The organism is Ensifer sp. R1-3, from assembly GCF_056739175.1.
Genome location: NZ_CP096515.1, coordinates 3,042,814 through 3,063,342 on the forward strand (window position 1 = coordinate 3,042,814; position 20,529 = coordinate 3,063,342).

Annotated in this window: 20 protein-coding genes and 1 pseudogene; 11 read left to right on the forward strand and 10 right to left on the reverse strand. The window is 64.8% G+C overall.

Annotated features, from left to right (window positions below; all coding sequences use genetic code 11):
- Window positions 1-172: 172 nt before the first annotated feature.
- Window positions 173-1,420, forward strand: a complete 1,248-nt coding sequence (locus tag M1D43_RS14535) for an MFS transporter (protein ID WP_153313638.1) — start codon at window positions 173-175, stop codon at window positions 1,418-1,420.
- A 171-nt stretch (window positions 1,421-1,591) separates the two neighbouring features.
- On the opposite strand, the gene M1D43_RS14540 is transcribed toward M1D43_RS14535, so the two are convergent.
- The 6 genes from M1D43_RS14540 to hemC all read right to left on the reverse strand — a co-directional run bounded on the left by M1D43_RS14540 (window position 1,592) and on the right by hemC (window position 7,760).
- Window positions 1,592-2,350 carry a glutamine amidotransferase gene (locus M1D43_RS14540; RefSeq protein ID WP_107608514.1) on the reverse strand — a complete coding sequence of 253 codons (759 nt, stop codon included), beginning with the start codon at window positions 2,348-2,350 and terminating at the stop codon, window positions 1,592-1,594.
- A gap of 2 nt (window positions 2,351-2,352) precedes the next feature.
- Complete coding sequence (locus M1D43_RS14545; RefSeq protein ID WP_027992438.1) at window positions 2,353-2,832, reverse strand: tellurite resistance TerB family protein; 480 nt, start codon at window positions 2,830-2,832, stop codon at window positions 2,353-2,355.
- A gap of 35 nt (window positions 2,833-2,867) precedes the next feature.
- Window positions 2,868-4,565 carry a heme biosynthesis protein HemY gene (locus tag M1D43_RS14550; protein ID WP_153313637.1) on the reverse strand — a complete coding sequence of 566 codons (1,698 nt, stop codon included), beginning with the start codon at window positions 4,563-4,565 and terminating at the stop codon, window positions 2,868-2,870.
- A gap of 18 nt (window positions 4,566-4,583) precedes the next feature.
- A complete protein-coding gene (locus tag M1D43_RS14555; protein ID WP_153313636.1) occupies window positions 4,584-5,900 on the reverse strand; it encodes a COG4223 family protein in 1,317 nt (438 codons plus the stop codon).
- Between the two features lie 218 nt (window positions 5,901-6,118).
- Window positions 6,119-6,826, reverse strand: coding sequence for a uroporphyrinogen-III synthase (locus M1D43_RS14560; protein ID WP_153313635.1), 708 nt, complete (start codon window positions 6,824-6,826; stop codon window positions 6,119-6,121).
- Window positions 6,827-6,830: 4 nt separating this feature from the next.
- Window positions 6,831-7,760, reverse strand: coding sequence for a hydroxymethylbilane synthase (hemC, locus tag M1D43_RS14565; RefSeq protein ID WP_153313634.1), 930 nt, complete (start codon window positions 7,758-7,760; stop codon window positions 6,831-6,833).
- A gap of 172 nt (window positions 7,761-7,932) precedes the next feature.
- On the opposite strand from hemC, the gene tsaD reads away from it, so the two are divergent.
- The 5 genes and pseudogenes from tsaD to M1D43_RS14590 all read left to right on the forward strand — a co-directional run bounded on the left by tsaD (window position 7,933) and on the right by M1D43_RS14590 (window position 11,463).
- Entirely contained in the window at window positions 7,933-9,030 is a 1,098-nt protein-coding gene (gene tsaD, locus M1D43_RS14570; protein WP_028003767.1) for a tRNA (adenosine(37)-N6)-threonylcarbamoyltransferase complex transferase subunit TsaD, read from the forward strand.
- A gap of 10 nt (window positions 9,031-9,040) precedes the next feature.
- Complete coding sequence (locus M1D43_RS14575; RefSeq protein WP_153313633.1) at window positions 9,041-10,042, forward strand: NAD(P)H-dependent glycerol-3-phosphate dehydrogenase; 1,002 nt, start codon at window positions 9,041-9,043, stop codon at window positions 10,040-10,042.
- 17 nt (window positions 10,043-10,059) lie between these two features.
- Window positions 10,060-10,353 (forward strand): YciI-like protein, encoded by a 294-nt coding sequence (locus M1D43_RS14580; protein WP_003531173.1) that lies wholly within the window; start codon window positions 10,060-10,062, stop codon window positions 10,351-10,353.
- Window positions 10,354-10,359: 6 nt separating this feature from the next.
- Window positions 10,360-10,791, forward strand: coding sequence for an EVE domain-containing protein (locus tag M1D43_RS14585; protein WP_003531172.1), 432 nt, complete (start codon window positions 10,360-10,362; stop codon window positions 10,789-10,791).
- Between the two features lie 14 nt (window positions 10,792-10,805).
- A pseudogene (locus tag M1D43_RS14590) lies at window positions 10,806-11,463 on the forward strand (class I SAM-dependent methyltransferase).
- Window positions 11,464-12,102: 639 nt separating this feature from the next.
- On the opposite strand, the gene M1D43_RS14595 reads toward M1D43_RS14590, so the two are convergent.
- The gene (locus M1D43_RS14595) at window positions 12,103-12,723 is read right to left on the reverse strand and encodes a hypothetical protein (protein ID WP_153314820.1); all 621 of its coding nucleotides are present in this window, start codon (window positions 12,721-12,723) and stop codon (window positions 12,103-12,105) included.
- A gap of 304 nt (window positions 12,724-13,027) precedes the next feature.
- On the opposite strand from M1D43_RS14595, the gene sdhC reads away from it, so the two are divergent.
- The 5 genes from sdhC to msrA all read left to right on the forward strand — a co-directional run bounded on the left by sdhC (window position 13,028) and on the right by msrA (window position 17,205).
- Window positions 13,028-13,420 carry a succinate dehydrogenase, cytochrome b556 subunit gene (gene sdhC / locus M1D43_RS14600; protein ID WP_003531169.1) on the forward strand — a complete coding sequence of 131 codons (393 nt, stop codon included), beginning with the start codon at window positions 13,028-13,030 and terminating at the stop codon, window positions 13,418-13,420.
- 10 nt (window positions 13,421-13,430) lie between these two features.
- Complete coding sequence (gene sdhD / locus M1D43_RS14605; RefSeq protein WP_003531168.1) at window positions 13,431-13,811, forward strand: succinate dehydrogenase, hydrophobic membrane anchor protein; 381 nt, start codon at window positions 13,431-13,433, stop codon at window positions 13,809-13,811.
- A gap of 7 nt (window positions 13,812-13,818) precedes the next feature.
- Window positions 13,819-15,660 carry a succinate dehydrogenase flavoprotein subunit gene (gene sdhA / locus M1D43_RS14610; RefSeq protein ID WP_127596339.1) on the forward strand — a complete coding sequence of 614 codons (1,842 nt, stop codon included), beginning with the start codon at window positions 13,819-13,821 and terminating at the stop codon, window positions 15,658-15,660.
- Window positions 15,661-15,678: 18 nt separating this feature from the next.
- Window positions 15,679-16,458, forward strand: a complete 780-nt coding sequence (locus M1D43_RS14615) for a succinate dehydrogenase iron-sulfur subunit (RefSeq protein ID WP_003531162.1) — start codon at window positions 15,679-15,681, stop codon at window positions 16,456-16,458.
- A 150-nt stretch (window positions 16,459-16,608) separates the two neighbouring features.
- Window positions 16,609-17,205, forward strand: a complete 597-nt coding sequence (gene msrA / locus M1D43_RS14620) for a peptide-methionine (S)-S-oxide reductase MsrA (RefSeq protein WP_153314818.1) — start codon at window positions 16,609-16,611, stop codon at window positions 17,203-17,205.
- A gap of 219 nt (window positions 17,206-17,424) precedes the next feature.
- Here msrA and M1D43_RS14625 read toward each other — a convergent pair whose 3' ends face one another.
- The 3 genes from M1D43_RS14625 to M1D43_RS14635 are packed head-to-tail and all read right to left on the reverse strand — an operon-like array spanning window position 17,425 to window position 20,444.
- Window positions 17,425-18,066 (reverse strand): ThuA domain-containing protein, encoded by a 642-nt coding sequence (locus M1D43_RS14625; protein ID WP_010970384.1) that lies wholly within the window; start codon window positions 18,064-18,066, stop codon window positions 17,425-17,427.
- Between the two features lie 29 nt (window positions 18,067-18,095).
- A complete protein-coding gene (locus M1D43_RS14630; RefSeq protein WP_153314816.1) occupies window positions 18,096-19,196 on the reverse strand; it encodes a Gfo/Idh/MocA family protein in 1,101 nt (366 codons plus the stop codon).
- A 42-nt stretch (window positions 19,197-19,238) separates the two neighbouring features.
- Window positions 19,239-20,444, reverse strand: a complete 1,206-nt coding sequence (locus M1D43_RS14635) for an ROK family transcriptional regulator (RefSeq protein WP_003530236.1) — start codon at window positions 20,442-20,444, stop codon at window positions 19,239-19,241.
- Window positions 20,445-20,529: the final 85 nt, after the last annotated feature.

The following is a 20,529-nucleotide window of genomic DNA, read 5'->3' on the forward strand; positions in this document are numbered from 1 at the left end:
GCCTGCCTCGCGTGATCATGTTTAATGGCACGGAGCGCGCCATTCTTCCCTTCCCTGCAGTGCTCAGCGGTTTTTCCGATGCGCAAGGATCGTTGCAGGATTTCAGTTTCTGCACGCTCCCGCTGCTCGGTCGGCGACGATATCAGGAGCCTGCAAGCAGGAGCATTCCAGCATGTCGGCCGTCCATGCCGCGCACCGTTTCGCCGCCTTCAGGCATGTCGGATACCGGCGTTATTTCTTCTCCCGCCTGCTCGCCTATTTCGCCGTCCAGATCATGTCCGTGGCGGTCGGCTGGCAGATCTACGATCTGACGCGCGATCCTTTCTCGCTCGGTCTCATCGGCCTCTTCCAGTTCCTGCCCTCCCTCGTTCTCATTCTCGTGACGGGCAGCGTGGCGGACCGCTACAATCGCCGGGCGATCATGGGCATCTGCATGCTGGTCAGCACGCTCTGCGGCGCAGCACTTCTCCTTTTGACGGTGACGGGACTGTTTTCACCCTGGCCGGTTTACGCGATCCTTGTCGTGTTCGGCATAGAGCGGGCTTTCTTGGGCCCCGCTTCACAGTCGCTGGCGCCCAATCTGGTGCCTGCGGAAGATCTGCCCAATGCGATCGCGTGGAATTCGACCTCGTGGCAGACGGCGATGATCGTCGGCCCGGTGGCTGGCGGGCTTCTGTACGGATTCGGCCCGACCGTGCCCTATGCGGTCAGCCTCGGCTTCTTCGCTGCCGGCGCCCTGATGGTCTTCGCCGTGCCGAAGCCCGCAAGGCGCTCGCCGCCGTCGGCCGCAAACTGGCAGACGATCACCGCAGGGTTCCGCTACATCAAGGCCGAGAAGATCGTGCTGGGGGCGATCTCGCTCGATCTCTTCGCCGTGCTGCTCGGCGGCGCCGTCGCGCTCATGCCGGTCTTCGCGCGGGACGTCCTGACGCTCGGGCCGTGGGGCCTCGGCCTCCTGCGGGCCGCACCCGGTGTCGGTGCCGTCGGCATGGCGGTGTGGCTGGCCGCCCACCCGATCCGCAATCGGGCCGGTCTCTATATGTTCGTCGGCGTCGCCCTCTTCGGCCTCGCAACGGTCGTTTTCGGCCTGTCGGCGACGCCATGGATATCGATCGCCGCGCTCGTCATCATGGGCGCTTCCGACATGATCTCGGTCTATGTGCGCGAGATCCTGATCACGCTCTGGACCCCGGATGAGCTGCGCGGCCGCGTGAACGCCGTCAACATGGTATTCGTCGGTGCTTCCAACGAACTCGGCGAGTTCCGCGCCGGCATGATGGCGTCCGGCTTCGGCACGGTTTTCGCGGTCGTCTTCGGCGGCGCAGGCACGCTTCTCGTGTCGCTCCTCTGGGCACTCGGCTTTCCGCAATTGCGCAGGATCGATACGCTGGATGTACCGGAGAAGCAGCGGAGGGGGTGAGCATCTGAACTGGAGGCCGCCCCTCATCCCGCTGCCGCGACCTTCTCCCCGCAGGCGGGGAGAAGGGACAAGACGCGCCCGCTCGCCCCGAATCGCGGGATGTTGAAGAAGGAAGCGGCAAACTCGTCCCCTCGCCCCGCTTGCGGGGAGAGGGTTAGGGGCATTCGCAACTCACGACTGCAAGCTCTTCCGGAATTCCTCCCCGCTTTCACCATTCATGAAAATCAGCTCCAGGAAATTCTCCATCCATGTCCGCAAGGGATGGTCGTGCAGCATGCGGCCCTCCAGATGCGCTTTGCCCAGTTGGGCACCGGGGAGCTCGAAGCGATGGGCACCGTGCACCACCCAGCGATGCATCATCGCCCGCGTCAGCTCGCCGTGGAACTGGATGCCCCAGGCGTTCTCGCCGTAGCGGAAGGCCTGGTTCGGGTAGGTGTCGCCGGTTGCCAGCAATTCGGCGCCCTTCGGCAGGTCGAAGCCTTCGCGGTGGAAGTGATAGACCATCGCCGGCCAGTCCATCAGCGCCTTGCCGGCCTGCGTGGCTCTCAAGGGATACCAGCCGATCTCGGTCATGCCTTCGTGATGGGCTTCGACCCTGCCGCCGAGATTGCGGGCCAGCATCTGCGCCCCGAGACAGATTCCGAGATAGGGCTTGTTTTCCAGAAGCGGCACGGACAGCCAGTCGATTTCGCGCCGGACGAACTCCTCCTCGTCATTGGCACTCATCGGTCCGCCGAAAATGATCGTCCCCGAATGCGCTTCCAGCGTCGGCGGCAGCTCGTCGCCGAGCGCGGGGCGGCGGATGTCGAGCGAAAAGCCCTTCCGCTCGAGAATGTGGCCGACGCGGCCGGCGCTCGAGCGCTCCTGATGGAGCACGATGAGGATGGGTCTTTTGGCGTCTCTCTTGGTGCCTGGGGCCTCTGGCGGCATCGTCAACTTTCCTGTTGCGCCTCGTTCTCCTCCACCATGTCGATCTTGGCCGCTGCTTCTTGGCGTTTCAAGACCCGGTCACGCCCGGAAACGCCGAGGAGGTCGGCAATCCGCCAGATCACGTGGTCTTCCATCTCGCTGCGCGCACCGTCGGCGTAAACGATTTCCCACAGCATGCCGACGAGCTCGATGCGTTGCTCCTCGGGCAGGTGCCGCTTTATGTCCGACGTGAACTGGTAGAAGTCGATCGCTTCGCTTTCGGCGCTCTCGCCGGCCGCGACCAGGGCATTGAGAGCGGCATCGTCGAGCTTGTAATGCTCCTTGATGAGCTTGCGCATCTTGCGGCGCTCGGAGCTGCGGACCGCGCCGTCCGCTTCCATGACCTGGAAGCAGAGGCCGATCACCGCCACGCGCGGGTCCCCCGCTTCAATCCGCGCCGAGCCCGTCATTCCTTCCAGAAATGCGCGAAAACGTTCAAACATGCACTATCGCCTGCAGCCTAAGGAGATGTCTGGGTTCAGAAAAGACGGAAGTTGGTGGTGGTCCGTTCCGCCGCCGCCGGCTCGCGCACGCCCGGATCGTCGGGGGGGCGGCCGAAAAAGGGATCCGGTGCCTCCTCGGCATCCTTGCCCTTTGCGGGCGATGCGGCCGGTTCCTTCCGGTCGGGAACGCTGATCGCCTTCTCCGGCCCGGCCCGTTCTCGCTCAACCCGTTCTCGCTCAACTCGTTCTCGCTCGGCCCGTTCTCGCTCGGCCCGTTCTCGCTCGGCCCGTTCTCGCTCGGTTTGATCGCGCTCGGCTGTCGGGGCAGCCTCGGCCGTCCGTTCAGGAGCCGGTTCCTCGACCGGGCGGGGCACGGTCGCGACTGGCGGGAGGCTGCGAATTGCCTGGTCGGGGTTCAGATGCCCGTCCTCCGTTGCCGCCGCGATCTGCGACGGCGGAGCCTTCCACTCGAAGGCGTCGAGGCGGCCGCTGACCGGGGAGACCGGCAGCCAGACCGGTGAGGTGACGCCGTCGGCGGTCCAGGCCGGATCGCGCGGGCTCTTCAGCGCCTGTGCCATCCAGTGACGGATGCGGCCCTCGTCGCCGGTGTCCGCCTCCTCGATGTCCGCGAGCAGCAGAAAAATGCTCTCCCTCGGCTCGAGGCGGGCGGCGGCCTCTGCCTTTGTGCGCGCAAGAGCAAGTTCGCGCGCGTCGAGCGCCGCCTCGGCGACGGTCGCCAGTGCGACGGCATTGTTGCTGCGGAGCGATTCAAGCTTCTTCGCCCGCTTCAGCCGGTCGAGGGCGGAGTCCCCGCCGCGCGCCCGCACATAGAGACGCGCGATATCGGGATGCGGATCCAATTTCCACATCCTCTCGAGGATCGAAGCACCCTTGCGCAGATTTTCCTCGCGAAAGAGCGCTTTGGCGGCAACGAGGGCCGCCGGCACGAGGCGGTCGTCGAGCTTCAGCGCCGCCTGCGCGTCGTCCCGGGCGGATTTCGGGTCTGCATCCAATCTTTCCATTGCCCGTGCGGTCAGAAGAACGGCCTTTTTCCGGTCCGCTTCGTTCTTTTCGAGCACATGGGCGGCGCGGCTCTGGTCGAGCAGGCGGATTGCCTCGTCCCACTGGCGCGCCTGGCTGCGATGGTCGAGCGTTGCCAGGGTCGCCCACGGCAAGTGCGGCGCTTTCTCGGAGGCGCGCTCGGCATATTGGCGCGCAGCCTCGTTGGCGCCGAGCCGCTTGGCTTCGAGATACAGCCCGCGCAGGCCGAGTTCGCGCGTCTCAGGGTCGTCCGCCATCGCCTCGAATTTTTTGCGTGCGTCGTCGTATTTGCCTTCGATCAGCGCCGTCTGCGCTTCGAGCAGATGGATGAGCGGCTCCTGATCCGAGCTGATGAGGTTTCGCGTGCGCGCGGCCATCTTGCGGGCGAGATTGGCGTCGCCCGCGCCGGCCGCGATCAGGCCGGTCGACAATGCCTGATAGCCGCGGTCGCGCTTGCGGGAGCGAAAGTAACGCGTGACGGTGTGCGGCGACAACCAGATCGTGCGAAGCAGCCAGACGACGATCAGAACGGCAGCGAAGAGCGAGATCAGGATCGAGGCGGCGCGCATCAGGCTCATCTCGATGAGTTGGCCCTGCCAGATCAGCGACAATTCCCCCGGACGATCCGCGAGCCAGGCAAAGCCGAGAGCCAGGCAAAGGACGAGCAGTACGAAGAACAGTATCCGGATCATATAGTCTTCTTTCTCCCGCTAACCTTGCTTGCCCGTGCGCATCATGGTGCCGGCGACGGCGGCATCGATCACCGTTTCGACGCCAAGCCGCCGGTCGAGCTTTTCCTTGAACCCCTGGCCGGCGGATTTCGCGGCTTCGGGAAGGCTGTCCCATTCGAGCGATGCGCCCTTGAGATCGCCGTTATCGAGCTTGTCTTCGATGCGGGCGATCACCGCTTCCGGCGTGTCGCCTTCGACGCTGCCGACCGGCCGCACGCGGATGCCCGACATTGCGCTGGAAACGAGGCGATCGAAAATGCCCTGATTGGGGTCTGGCCGGTGCAGCGCGTCCAGCATCGCGTCCGCCGCCGGCCGGAAACTTTCCTTCAATTCCGTCCGCGTGGGGACACCTGTCGCGGCGACATCGGCCAGTTCCTTGACGGCCGGATCCTCGGGGGCGATGCTGCGCAAGGCGTCGAGTTCGGCGAGGAACGGCCCGCCGCGATCGATCGCCGTCTTCAGCGCGGTGACGGCAACGGCTTTCGCCATCTCGATATCGTTGGCAGGCTCGTTGAGCTTCTGCTCCGCCTGGTCGATACGGCCGGCAAGTTCCGCCCTGGCGGCGTCCGCCGCCTGGCGAGCCTCGGCAAGCTCGGTCTTCAGGGCGGCCATTTCATTCGTCAGGTTGGCGACCTCGGCTTCGAGTGCCTTGACCTCGGGAGCGCCCGCCGCAGCCGCGCCGGGCTCTCGGGCCGCCTGTTCCAGGGCCGCAAGGCGGTTTTCCAAAGGGGCGACGTCCACTGGCGCCGCCGGGGCCCGTGCCTGAAGCTCCGCCTTGATCGCTTCGATCTCGCTCGCAAGGTTCTGCTCGGTGCCCGGCTGCTCCGGTCCGGGCGCCGGAACGTAGCCGGCATATTGCAGCACGCCGGCACCGGCGAGCGCTATGAGACCGCCGAGGATGCCGGCAGCAAGCGCACCTGCGCCTGTGGCCTGTCTCCTCTTTGCCTCGGGCAGTTCGCCGTTGGTCGCGTGCGGAAGCTCCGCGTCGAAGGCGGCCGCAGCCGCGTCGGCGCGTGCCTCCTCCGTCTCTGTTTCCTCTTGCGGAGTTTCCTCTTGCGGATCGCCCGCCGGCAAAGGAGGTTCGCCGATGCCGGCTTCGTTGCTTTCGACTTCGCCGGTTCTTACTTCGCCGGCTTCAGCCGCCTCGCTCGTCGAAATATCCGCCGGCTTGCTCTTCGCCGCATCCGGGCCGGCCGCTGCCTCGGCCGCCGCAGGTTCGGTCTTCTCCGCCTCGAGATCGATCGTCAGCGGTTCTTTCCCGGGTTTCGAGCGGCGCGGCGGCTTTTCCGATGCCATGGTCACCTCTTTACCGTTTCATTGCCTGTCGGTGTAGGCCTGAGCGGATCTGCAGCAGGAACGCTCCGCACTTCCTCATCCGATCTAAACGCAAACCTAGTCAGCGAGGATGACGAGGGAAAGCCCCAGACCGCGCTTTTTGACGGAAATGCCCCAGATGACCCGAGCAATGTCCAGAAGGCAGGCGGAAAACCGGCGCCGACTTTGCTGATTTGGCCTCAAAGAAGCCGCAAGAGATTTTCCTCGTCTGGCACCGCCGCGACCCCGCAGGGTAGACCGTCCGGCAGGGTCTCTCTTATCGGCCAGCTCAGGCAGAGAAAGCGCGAGGCGAGGTCCGCGGGTTCAAGCCCGCTCTCCCGCAATGCTGCGTCCAGGCGCCGCGCGCTCTCGCGGGAATAGAGCATGACCGCATCGAAGGGGCCCGCGCGGAGGAGTCCGGGCAGCGTCTCCGCAGGATAGTGGACCGGCGCCATCCGGTAGCATTCGGCGGTCCTGTGCTCGATCCGCCGTTGGTGCAATGCCCGTTCGAAACCGTCGGTTCGCGGTGAACCGGCGAGATAGACCAGCGTTTCCCCGGGGGGGAGAAGGGCAGCCACCGTCTCGGCGAGTCCCTCGCCGGTTCCCGGTCCGATGCGGATATCGGTAAATCCGAGATCGCCCGCAGCGCGCGCCGTCGCTTCGCCGACTGCAAAGAGCGGTGTTGCAAGGTGTGGCTCAAGCGCCGGTCCGAGCGCGCCGAGGACGCGGACCGCCTCCCCACTGGTGACGGCGATCGCCTGGTGGGGCTCACTCAATGCTGCCCGGGCCGCGCCGGCGAGATGCTGCGCCTGCATAAGCGGCAGGATGACCGCTTCGTGACCCATGGCGCTGAGCCTTGCCGCCGTCCTTTCGGCGGCCGGGCGTGGCCGAGTCACGAGCACGCGCATCGGATCAGCTCCAGCTCGAGAAGAAACCCGGTCCGGCCTTGGTGCGGATACGCTCGCCGGCCTCCTGCCCAAGCCTTTCCGCGTCTGCCGCTCTGCCGTCGATTTCGATCTGGTGGGAGGTGGTGCCGTCGGGCGTCAGGATCATGCCGGCAAAGCGGATATGTGTCCCGTCCGATTGCGCGTAGCCGGCGATCGGCGTGCGGCATGAGCCGTCGAGTGTCGCCAGGAAGCCGCGCTCGCAGGAAACCGCCTCGTGTGTGCGCGGATCGTCGATTGCCGCAAGCAGCGTGTTGATACGGTCGTCGCCGATGCGGGCCTCGACGCAGATCGCGCCCTGGGCCGGCGCCGGCGGAAATTCTTCCGGATCAAGCAGCTCCGTCGGCACATGCTCCATGCCGAGCCGCCTTAGGCCGGCATAGGCCAGAAGCGTGCCGTCGACCTGACCTTCGGCAAGCTTGCGCAGGCGTGTCTCGACCTGTCCGCGATAGGTGATCACGTCGATATCGGGCCGCAGCCGCCGGATCAGCGCCTGACGGCGCAGCGAAGACGAGCCGACGGTGGCGCCTTGCGGGAGATCGACGAGCCTTTTGGCCGAGCGGCCGACAAAGGCGTCGCGGATGTCCTCGCGCGGCAGGAAAGCGGAAAGGAACAGCCCCTCGGGCAGCTTCGTCGGCATGTCCTTGGACGAATGCACGGCGAAGTCGAGATCTCCCGACAGAAGCTGCTGCTCGAGCTCTTCGGTGAACAGGCCCTTGCCGCCGATCTCCGCAAGCGACCGGTCGGTGATCCGGTCGCCCTTCGTGGAAAGGATGACGATCTCGAACATTTCCGGTGGCAGACCATGTGCGGCGGCGAGCCGATCGCGCGTTTCATGCGTCTGGGCCATCGCCAGCGGGCTGCCGCGCGTGCCGATGCGGAAAGGTTTCGTTTGCATCCTTCGCCATCCGTTGTTACTGCATGCTTCCTTAAATCGGAACCGGTTTTAGGACAAAACCATGCAGCAGTTCAAAGCGTTACAGCGTCCCTTGTGCGTCTGAAGGCGCACGGCGCTGTTTGAGTTTCGTGTAGCCACCTTTCACTGCGACCGCAATCTTTGAGTATAGCACGTGACGTCCCCGCCTTTGCGCATCCTCGGCATTGAGACAAGCTGCGACGAAACCGCCGCTTCGGTCGTGCTGCGTGACGAAGAGGGCCGCGGCCGGATTCTCGGCGACGTGGTGCTGAGCCAGCTGGAAGAGCATAGTGCCTATGGCGGCGTCGTTCCCGAGATCGCGGCGCGCGCCCATGTCGAGGCGCTCGACGCGCTGATCGAGGAAGCGCTCCTGCGCGCCGGGGTGACGCTCCGGGACATCGACGCGGTCGCTGCGACAAGTGGTCCCGGCCTGATCGGCGGGCTCATCGTCGGGCTGATGACCGGCAAGGCGATCGCGCGGGCGACCGGCAAGCCGCTCTATGCGGTCAATCATCTCGAAGGCCACGCGCTGACGGCGCGGCTGACCGACGGCCTTTCATTTCCCTATCTGATGCTGCTCGTCTCGGGCGGCCATACACAGCTGATCCTCGTCAAGGGCGTCGGCGAATACGAACGCTGGGGCACGACGATCGACGATGCGCTCGGCGAGGCCTTCGACAAGACCGCAAAGCTGCTCGGTCTTCCCTATCCGGGCGGGCCGGCCGTCGAGCGGGCGGCGCAAGCCGGTAATGCGGAGCGCTTCGATTTTCCCCGGCCGCTCGTCGGCGACGCCAGGCTCGACTTTTCGTTTTCGGGCCTCAAGACCGCCGTCCGCCAGGCCGCACAGTCGCTGGAGCCGGTGACGGATCAGGATATCGCCGACGTCTGTGCCTCTTTTCAGCGCGCCATTTCCCGCACGCTCAGGGATCGGGTCGGGCGCGGCTTGAAGCGGTTCAGGGCGGACTTCGCCTCCGTCGACCAACCGGCTCTCGTCGTGGCCGGCGGGGTTGCCGCGAACCAGACATTGCGCCGGACACTGCAATCGCTTTGCGACGAGCACGGCTTCCGCTTCATCGCGCCGCCGCTCCAGCTTTGCACCGACAACGCGGCGATGATTGCGTGGGCCGGTGCGGAGCGCCTCGCGGCGGGCCTGCCGGCGGACGGGCTCGATGCAGCTCCGCGTTCGCGCTGGCCGCTCGATTCCGAAGCCAAGGCATTGATCGGCTCCGGCAGACGCGGCGCCAAGGCATGATGGACAGAAGATGAGCGGCAAATCGAAGAGCGCGCCAAAAATCGTGGTCGTCGGGGCGGGCGCCTTCGGAACGGCGCTTTCGGCCGTCGCGGCAGCGAAGGACAAGGCGAATGTCACTCTGCTTGCCCGCCGGGAAGAAGCGGCCGCGGAGTGTCGCCGTACCGGGCGGAATGACGCGGTTCTCCCGGGAATTCCGCTTCCCCCGCGCCTTGTCTATTCTTCGCAGGCGGATGCGCTCGAAGACGCCGACATCGTGCTTTTCGCGATGCCTTCGCAAGCGCATCGGGACGCGGCGCGTAGCTACGGTCCCGCGATCGGCGCCAGTGCCGTCGTCGTCACCTGCGCCAAGGGCATGGAGCAATCGACCGGCCAACTCCTCACCGACGTTCTCGAAGAGGAGTTGCCGGGCCGCCGTATCGGGGTGCTTTCCGGCCCGGGCTTCGCCGCCGATATCGCTAGCGGCCTGCCGACTGCCATGGTGATCGCCGCCCCCGATACGGCGATCGCGACGGAGCTTGCGGAGGCGCTTTCCGGGCGGACGTTCCGGCTCTATCCCTCGGCGGATCGCACCGGCGTTCAGCTTGGCGGTGCGCTCAAGAACGTGCTGGCGATCGCCTGCGGCATCGTCGAAGGCGCCGGTCTCGGCGACTCGGCGCGCGCTGCGCTGATCTCGCGCGGGCTTGCGGAAATGTCGCGCTTCATCGTCGCGAGAGGCGGCGAGGCGGACACTGTGCGCGGCCTTTCGGGATTGGGTGACCTCGTGCTGACCGCGACGAGCCACCAGTCGCGCAACCTACGCTTCGGCATAGCGCTCGGCAAGGACGGCCGGGCCGCGGCCGGAAGCAGCGAGCTGGTCGAGGGCGCCTTTGCCGCATCCGTCGCCGCCCGCGTGGCGGGCGCACTCGGCATCGAGATGCCGGTCACCGAGGCCGTCGCAGCCATCGTCGACGGAAAGCTGGATGTCCGCTCGGCTCTCGAACAACTGATGTCCAGACCGATCACCCACGAATGATGTCTTCAGGAGGATCCATGCTCTTCGCACTGCTCTGCACGGACAAGCCCGGCGCGCTGCAACTCAGGCTCGACACGCGGCCTGACCATGTCGCCTATCTCAACGACCTCAATGCCCGGGGCATCCTGAAGATCGCGGGGCCTTTCCTCGGCGCCGACGGCAAGCCGACGGGGAGCCTCGTGATCGTCAAGGCCGATACGCTCGAAGAGGCCAGGGCGCTCGCCGAGGCCGATCCCTATGCGAAGGCGGGTCTCTTCGCCAATGTCGAGATCAAGGCCTACAACTGGGTCTTCAACAATCCGGAGGCTTGAGGGGCGATGGCGTTCTGGCTCTACAAATCCGAACCGGCGAAATGGTCCTGGCAGATGCAGAAGGATGCGGGCGAGAAGGGCACCGAATGGACCGGCGTGCGCAACTACCTGGCGCGCAACAACATGCGGGCGATGAAGATCGGCGACAAGGGCTTCTTCTACCACTCCAACGAGGGGCTCGAGATCGTCGGCATCACCGAGGTCTGCGCGTTGTCGCATCCGGATTCGACGGCCGAGGGCGACGCCCGCTGGGACTGCGTCGACATCCGCGCCGTCATGGACATTCCACGGCCGGTTTCACTCAAGGAAATCAAGGAAAATCCGAAGCTCGCCAAGATGTCGCTCGTTACGTCCATGCGCCTTTCGGTGCAGCCGGTGACGGATGACGAGTGGATCGAGGTCTGCCGCATGGGCGGGCTGGACAATCCGCCCCGATAGCGCCCCTGAATATCGTGAAGACCGATCCCGAAAGCTTCATCCGCGCCAACACCGACATTCTCGCGCCGCCCGCACGTGCCGGAAATCCGCCTGCATCTTGCGGGAGAGGCGCATGAATTGTGGCTGAAGACCGAGGAAGAGCTGGAACGGATCGGGCTGCCGCCGCCCTTCTGGGCCTTCGCCTGGGCGGGCGGGCAGGGGCTTGCCCGCTATCTCCTCGATCATCCCGAGACGGTGCGCGGCCGCCGCGTCATCGATTTCGCCTCCGGTTCCGGCCTCGTCGCCATCGCGGCGAAGTTGGCCGGCGCCGATGAGGTCGTCGCCGCCGACATCGATCCTTGGTCCGAAACGGCCGCGCGGCTGAATGCCGGGCTCAACGGCGTATCGTTCGCCTTCACCGGCGACGATATCGTCGGCTCGGAACGGGCGGCCGACGTCTACCTCGCCGGAGACGTCTTCTACGACAAGAGCTTCGCCGATCTGCTTCTGCCCTGGTTCGAAGCGCTCGAACGCGCCGGTGCCGTCGTTCTCGTCGGCGATCCGGGCCGGGCCTATTGTCCACGCGGGCGGATGACTGACCTTGCGACCTACGAGGTACCGGTGACTCGGGCGCTCGAAGACAGCGAGGTGAAGCGCACGACCGTCTGGCGGTTCGGCACCCTCACGGGGTGACCGCGATTTGCAGGGAAGCCCCTCCCCAACCCCTCCCACAACTACGGCATGCACATATCTCTTGCGCGCCGGTGCGGCGGATACTGCTCATGAAAGGGATCCCTCGGGAACCCAACCGCCTCAACCCCGCTCGGTCGGGGTTGCCCCCTCAACCGGCTGCCGCCACCTTCTCCCCGCAGGCGGGGAGAAGGGATATGCCGCGCCCGCTCGCTCCCTCGGGCGGGCGGTGAATGCGGGGTTCAGTTGGCGCCGCTTGTCCCTTCTCCCCGCCTGCGGGGAGAAGGTGCCGGCAGGCGGATGAGGGGCGGGTGACCGCTAATGCCAATGTTAGCGCATACGGGTTTGATCCCAAGGACCCATCCCCAAGCCTCGCCACTGCTGGAAATACAGATGCCGCCACTCCGGAGTAAGTCCGCGAAGGGCTGGACAACAAGAGATATGTGCATGCCGTAGGTCCCCACAAGGGGGAGGGGCTTAATCTGCCGCGCCCATTGCTCATATTTCATCGGTTTCGCGGGTGTGAACGCCGGGATGGCACTGGCGCCGCAACAGGCTCTAAGCCCCTCCACCCCCCCTTTGTGGCCCTTTGTGGGGAGGGTTGGGGAGGGGTAACGACGGTCCGCAGCGCAGCCGCAAATCCTACGGCCGGACGACGCAGACGCCGTGCTCCCACGAGCATGCGCTGGCGTTTACCTGCGGCGAGACGATGATGATCTTCGCGCGCTTCGAAGACGGATTGGCTGCGACGGTTTCCCCGGCGAGATAGGCGTAGCCGCCGTCCCGGCTGAAATAGATGCCGTTCCCTTCCTCGCGGAACGCCGAAAGGCCGCCGGCATAGGTACCGATATCCGGAATGGGTGTCGGGAAGTCGTAACTCCCATAACTGTCGTAACCGCCGGATGCGTATCCGCCGCCATTGATGACGATCACGGGACCACGATCCCGCCCGCGGCGGGCGTTACGATGCCAGGGATATCTCGGCCATGGATATCTTGGCCGCACATGACGGGTGCGGGTCTGAACATCGGGCAGGCCCCTGGAATCGGCGGATGAGAAACCGCCGATGGTCGTTATTGACCGGTGGCCCTTGCGCCAGGAGTGATGGGGCGTGCGATGCTTGATCCGGACATGGCGGGTTCGGGTCTCCACATTGCGGAAACCGTCGCTTTCGGCGGCCCGTGCCGGCAAACCGGCGGGCATCGCAAGTGCGAAGGCCACGACTAGAACTTTGGTTGCGCGGATCATTCGCGAGAGGTCCATTCTCGCTGCCTCCGGATCATCGTTAACAAACAGTTAAAGTGCATCCTGCGGCAACCGGCGGGAAATGTCACGGATTCGGTTGGGTTTTTTTCCCTGTACGGTTAAAAGACCCGATGTCTCTCGAAGGCTGGAAAATGCCGTTTTCCGTCAAATCGATTAAATTGATTTTGCACTGCAAACACACTTGTCGGGAAGCCTTATGGTGATTAAAGGTCCGGGTGACTGAATTGCGCACAATCGGGTGCGATACCGGACGAAACCAGTCCAGTTTTGGACGAAAATCCGGTCATCCCGCGAGGTTCCGATGACGAATGTCACAAGAAGCCGGCCGCTCTCGCCGCATCTTCAAATCTACAAGCCGATCCCCACCATGATCATGTCGATCATGCACCGCATCACCGGCGGCGCGCTCTATTTCGGCACCGTCCTGGTGGCCTGGTGGCTGATCGCCGCTGCTTCCGGCACTGCCTATTACGACTGGGTGAACTGGCTGTTCGGCACGTTCATCGGCAAGGTCGTCCTCTTCGGCTATACCTGGGCCCTTGTACATCACCTGCTGGGCGGCATACGCCACCTCGCCTGGGATCTCGGCTACGGCTATGAGAAGCACTTCGCGACGAGGATGGCGAAGGCCATGATCGTCGCATCGGCGACGCTGACGCTCGTCATCTGGGTCGTCGGCTACCTCGCTCGTTAAGGACTTCGACATGAATATGCGCACACCTCTCGGCAAGGTCCGGGGTCTCGGTTCGGCAAAGGAAGGCACGGATCACTTCTGGCGGCAGCGCCTCACGGCCGTCGCCAGCATTCCTCTCACGATCTTCTTCGTCGTCTTTCTCGCCCATTATGCGGGCGCACCGCATGCGGAACTGATCGCGGCCCTTTCGAACCCGTTCGTGGCGGTGACCATGGGGCTGATGGTCGTCGCCGGCCTCGTTCATATGAAGATCGGCATGCAGGTCATCATCGAGGACTACGTCCATGGGGAGGGCGCCAAGATAGCGCTTCTCATGCTCAACACATTCTTCACGATCGCGGTCGGCGGGCTCTGTCTTTTCGCCGTCCTGAAGATCGCATTTGCAGGGTAATTTCGTCATGGCATCGATCAGTTCACCCGCTGCAAACGGCAAGGCATATCAATATGTCGACCATTCCTTCGACGTCGTCGTCGTCGGCGCCGGCGGGGCGGGCCTGCGCGCGACCCTCGGCATGGCCGAGCAGGGCCTGAGGACGGCCTGCATCACCAAGGTCTTCCCGACGCGTTCGCATACGGTCGCGGCACAGGGCGGCATCGCCGCTTCGCTGCAGAACATGACGCCCGACTCCTGGCAGTGGCATCTTTACGACACCGTCAAGGGCTCCGACTGGCTCGGCGATGTCGACGCCATGCAGTACCTCGCCATGGAGGCGCCGAAGGCGGTCTACGAACTCGAGCACTATGGCGTTCCCTTCTCGCGTAACGAGGAAGGCAAGATCTATCAGCGCCCCTTCGGCGGCCACATGCAGAACTACGGCGAAGGACCGCCGGTGCAGCGCACCTGCGCTGCCGCCGACCGTACCGGCCACGCGATCCTGCATACGCTTTACGGTCAGTCGCTCCGGAACAATGCCGAATTCTTCATCGAATATTTCGCCATCGACCTGATCATGTCGGATGACGGCCGCTGCACCGGCGTGGTCGCCTGGAACCTCGACGACGGCACGATCCACCGCTTCGCCGCCAAGATGGTGGTGCTGGCGACCGGCGGCTACGGCCGCGCCTATTTCTCCGCGACCTCGGCGCATACCTGCACCGGCGACGGCGGCGGCATGATCGCCCGCGCCGGCCTGCCGCTGCAGGACATGGAATTCGTGCAGTTCCATCCGACCGGCATCTACGGCGCGGGCTGCCTGATCACCGAAGGCGCCCGCGGCGAGGGCGGCTATCTGGTCAATTCCGAGGGCGAGCGCTTCATGGAGCGCTACGCGCCTTCTGCCAAGGACCTTGCCTCCCGCGACGTCGTTTCCCGCTGCATGACGATGGAAATCCGCGAGGGCCGGGGCGTCGGCAAGAACAAGGACCATATTTTCCTGCATCTCGACCATCTCGATCCCGCGGTGCTGCATGAGCGCCTCCCGGGAATTTCGGAATCGGCGAAAATCTTCGCCGGCGTCGACGTCACGCGCGAACCGATCCCGGTGCTGCCGACGGTTCACTACAATATGGGCGGCGTGCCGACCAATTATTGGGGCGAAGTGCTGAACGCGGACAGCCAGAACCCGGAGCGCATCGCGCCCGGACTGATGGCGGTCGGCGAGGCCGGCTGCGCCTCGGTGCACGGCGCCAACCGGCTCGGCTCGAACTCGCTGATCGACCTCGTCGTCTTCGGCCGGGCGGCGGCAATCCGTGCCGGCCAGATCATCGACCGCAACGAGGCGGTGCCGGAGGTCAACACGGCCGCCTGCGACCGCATCATGGAGCGTTTCGACCGGCTGCGGCACGCCAACGGCACCACGCCGACCGCCGTGCTGCGCGACAAGATGCAGCGCGCCATGCAGGAGGACGCGGCCGTGTTCCGTACTCAGGAGTCGCTGGAATCCGGCTGCCGGCGCCTCTCGGCGATCTGGAAGGAACTGCCGGACGTCAGGGTCACCGACCGTTCGATGATCTGGAACTCGGATCTCGTCGAGACGCTGGAGCTCGAAAACCTGATGGCCAACGCCATCACCACGGTCTACGGCGCCGAGGCGCGCAAGGAAAGCCGCGGCGCGCATGCGCGCGAGGACTACAAGGACGGCCCGCTCGGAGGCCGCGACGACGTCAACTGGCGCAAGCACACGCTTGCCTGGGTCAACGACGCGGGCGACGTCCGGCTCGATTTTCGTCCCGTGCACACCGAGCTGATCGCCGAAGGCATCGATCCCTACAAGATCGAGCCCAAGGCCCGCGTCTACTGATCTCGAGGACTAAGGCACATGGTTGAACTCGCTCTCCCCAAGAACTCGCAGATCACCGAAGGCAAGGTGTGGCCGAAACCGGTCGGCGCGGCGAACCTGCGCGAATACCGGGTCTATCGCTGGAATCCGGACGACGGCAAAAACCCGCGGATCGATACCTATTACATCGATATCGACGATTGCGGCCCGATGGTTCTGGACGGTCTGCTCTACATCAAGAACAATATCGATCCGACGCTGACGCTGCGTCGCTCCTGCCGCGAAGGCATTTGCGGCTCCTGTGCGATGAATATCGACGGCACCAATACGCTCGCCTGCACCAAGGGCATGGATGAGGTGAAGGGCGCCGTGAAGGTGTATCCGCTGCCGCATATGCCCGTCGTCAAGGACCTCGTGCCTGACCTCACCAATTTCTATGCCCAGCACCGTTCGATCGAGCCCTGGCTGAAGACGGTGTCGCCGACGCCGGCCAAGGAATGGCGGCAGAGCCACGAAGATCGCCTCAAACTCGACGGGCTCTATGAGTGCATTCTCTGCGCCTGCTGCTCGACCTCCTGTCCGAGCTACTGGTGGAATGGCGACCGCTATCTCGGCCCTGCCGTCCTCCTGCAGGCCTATCGCTGGCTCATCGACTCCAGGGACGAGGCGACCGGCGAGCGTCTCGACAATCTCGAAGATCCGTTCCGGCTCTATCGCTGCCACACGATCATGAACTGCGCCCAGGCCTGTCCGAAGGGGTTGAACCCCGCCAAGGCGATCGGCGAGATCAAGAAGATGCTGGTCGAGCGGCGGTTCTGACCATCCGCCCTGCAGGTGTTTTCAGCAGCATTTCAACGGCGGGCCTCGGCTCGCCGTTTTGCTTTCACGTCCGTCACATCGACGTGTTGCTAAGTGATTTGAAACGCGCGGCGAGGCAGTTAGGTAATAGCCGAGGATGGAGGTCCGCCGATGCTTCGCCTGCTGTTCGGTTTTCTCGTCACGTGTTTCCTGCTGCTGCCGGCGCGGGCGGCGGAACCGCAATATGCTATCTTTGCCGGCGGCTGCTTCTGGTGCGTCGAGAGCGACTTCGACGCCGTGCCCGGCGTTCTCGAAACGATCTCCGGCTATGCCGGCGGCAAGAGCGCGAACCCCACCTACGAAGATTATGCGAAGGGTGGACACCGCGAGGTGGTGCGCGTGAAGTTCGACCCGGACCGGGTCTCCTATGCGGAGCTCGTCGGCGTCCTGTTCCGTACGACGGACCCGACGGATGGCGATGGCCAGTTCTGCGACCGGGGCTTTGCCTATACGACCGCCATCCATGCGCTGAACGAGCGGCAGGCGATGGACGCGAAGGCGGAAAAGATCAAGGCCGAGGCGGAGCTCGGCCGACCGATCGTAACGCCCGTCGAAGGCGCAGCGAAATTCTGGCCGGCGGAAGACTACCATCAGGACTTCGGCAAGCGGAACCCCATCCGCTACTGGTACTACCGCAACGGCTGCGGCAGGAACCGGACGGTCGAAAAGCTCTGGGGCGATCGCGCCTATGCGGGCGTCGACCACTGATCCGATTGCCCCTCATCCGCCTGCCGGCACCTTCTCCCCGTTTCACGGGGAGAAGGGACATGGGGCATCCGCTCATTACGCCGCGATCACCGAGGAGTGAGGGGAGCGTGCCACTTGTCCCTTCGCCCCGCCCGCGGGGAGAAGGTGCCGGCAGGCGGATGAGGGGCAGCGCCGGATGCCAGACAGAAACGGCGGAACTCAACCGATCCGCCGTCTCCCTCAGCGCGCAGCCCAATTCGCGCCGCGGCGGAAGATCGTGCGCATCTCGGGCACCTCGAACTCTTTCGCCACATGGCCGAGCGAGGAGTAGAAGACCCGGCCTTTCCCATGTTTGCGCTTCCAGACCACCGGCATCACCACGCCTTCGATCCAGGAGGCATGCTCGCCGGAGAAGGTGGTCGTTGCCAGCACCTCGTTGGACGGGTCGACATGCATGTAATATTGCTCCGAGGTGTAGGGAAAATCGGAGATGCCCTCCATCAGCGGATCGTCGGGGCGCGTGACGTTCACGCGATAGTCGATGATGTTGCCGGGATGGGCCACCCACTGGCCCCCGATGATGAACTGGTATTCGACGCTCTCGCGGAAGGCATCGCCCGCGCCGCCGTGATAGCCGGCGATACCGACGCCGCCCTCGACGGCCGCGGCGAGATTCTTCACCTCTTCCTTCTCGATCTTCGACATCGTCATGATCGGAACGATCAGCGACAGGTCGTGGATCGACGGATCGGCGAAGGCTTCGGTCGTGTGTTCCAGATAGACCTTGAACCCGTCCTCCTGCAGCATGTCGCGGATGATATGGGCGCATTCCTGCGGCTCGTGGCCGCTCCAGCCGCCCCAGACGATCAGTGCCTCGCGCATGTCGAACTCCTCCTAATGCGATTTATGCGTTAGCGGCCGATGCGGCCGTCGACGAGCGATTCCGACAGAGGTGCCGGCCGCTCGGTTTTCGTGCTGATGCTGACGGTGGTGCTGGTGTCGGCCGCCTTGTGGAACGCTTCCATGACCTCCAGCACGTGCAAGGCGAGATCTCCGTTTGCCCGGTGCGGCCGGCCCGAGCGGATCGCGTGTGCCATGTCGGCCACCCCGATCGAGCGGTAATTGCCGTCGGCATAGGGCTCGCTCGTCGCAGTCTGCTCGAAGGCGCCGCCCTTTTTCAGCAGTTCGATCTGGCCGCCGAAATGGTTCGGATCCGGGACGATCAGCGTGCCCTCGGTTCCATAGAGCTCGAGCGGCACATGCCTGTGGCCCGCGACATCGAAGCTCATGCCGATCTGCACGACGGCTCCATTCTCGAAGGCCATGATGCCGGCGACATGGGTCGGCACGCGGACGGGGATGCGTTCGCCGTTGCGCGCTTCACTGGTGATGGTCCGCTCCTTCCGGGCCGCCGTGGCAAAGCCGGCAACCTTGGAGACCGGGCCAAGGAGGTTGACGAGGTCGGTGATGTAGTAGGGACCCATGTCGAGCATCGGCCCGCCGCCGACGTCGTAATAGAAGTCCGGATTGGGATGCCAGCGCTCGTGGCCGGGGCACATGAAGGTGGCTGTGCCGCCGACGGGCGTGCCGAGCACGCCGGAATCGACGATTGCGCGCGCCGTCTGATGCGAGCCGCCGAGGAAGGTGTCGGGGGCGGCGCCGATCCGCAGGCCCTTCTCGCGAGCCATCGCCACCAGCTTGCGCCCGTCTGCGAAATCGGTGGCGAGCGGCTTTTCGGAATAGGTGTGCTTGCCGGCCTCGAGCGCCTGCATGGCGACTGTCACGTGCGCCTTCGGCACGGTCAGGTTGACGATGAGTTCGATCGAAGGGTCCGCGAGGAGATCGGCGACGTTGCGGGCCTCGACCTTGAACTCCGCAGCGCGCTCTTCGGCGAGACCGCGGTTCAGATCAGCGATCCCGCGGATGTCCAGGATCGGAAAGGCTGCCATCGCCTTCAGATAGGCCGACGATATGTTGCCGCAGCCGATGATGCCGATACCGAGTTTTTCCATCAGTCTCCTCCCGAAATGGATAGATAAGTTCGGCGCGGCGCATCAAAGCGCCGGCGCCGGTCCGGTCGTCCCCCAGGGGGACTCGTAGAGTTCACAGAGCGCCACGACGGCTGCTCCCTGGGCCCAGGTCTCGTCGGCCGATTCGTCGAAGACGAGTTCGGCGACCGTCGAGATCGAGGGCGGGATCGCGTTCTGAAAGGATCGGCGGATGCTCTCCACGAAGACGGTGCCGAGCGACAGGCTCGAACCGACGATGACGACGCGCGGCGGTCCGAACAGCGTGACGATGTTGGCGACGGCGAGCCCGATCGCTTCTCCGGCCCGCGAGGCGGTCGCGATCAGCGCGTCGTCCTCGGCTGCGATCAGCGTCTGCGCATGCGTCATGCCCCGCCCGAGGCGTACCGCCTCGGCGAACCGCCCGTCCATCGGGTGTTCGCCGAGAATCGCGTTCTCCCCGGCGAGCGTCGAAAGGCGGACGGTGCGGCTCTCGCCGACCCCGAGCACGAGATCGCCCAGATTGTGGCTCAAGCCTCCGGCGCCTCGGAAAAGCTGGCCGCCATGCAGAACGCCGAGCCCGAGGGTCTGCTCCAGCGAGACGAGCACCATGTCGTCGAGGTCGCGGGCGCGCCCGAACCAGTGGTGCGCAAGCGTGATGGCGTGCGCGTCGCTCTCGACGATCGTCGCGACGTTGAGCCTGCTCGTCATCTCGCTTGCGAAATCGACGTCCGTTTCCCGGAAGATCGGGCTCGAGCGGACATGACCGGTGCGGTGTTCGACCACGCCCGGCAGGCCGATGCAGATAGAATCGATGTCGTCGAGCGAAAGGTCGGCGTCGACGACGCAGCGGCGCACGCCGTCCTCGATCAGATCGGCGATGACGGCGATCGGCTGGCGATCGACCCGGATCGGCAAAGTAAGATCGGAGAGCACCTCGCCGCGGAAGTTGGTGACGGCGAATACCATACGGTTGGCGGCGATCTTGGCGCCGACGACGCGAGCGGCCTCCGGGTCGAGCTCCAGCATGACGCGCGGGCGGCCCCTTGCGGCAGCATTGCGGATATCGCCCTCGTGCCGGGTCAGGATGAGGCCGTCGTCAAGCAGCGACGCGGTGATCGCGGAAACGGTGGTCGTGGACAGTTCGGTGCGCTCGCTGATCTCGACGCGTGAGATAGGGCCGTGCCGGCGGATCGTATCGAGCACGTTGAAGCGATTTATCGCGCGCATCAGTTCGGGATCGGCGGTCTTCATCGGTCTGCAGGATGCTCGCGTGCTCGATTGGCTGGCTGGGCGGGGTCAAATCATTTAGCAGGAATACGAATTAAATAACGGGCAA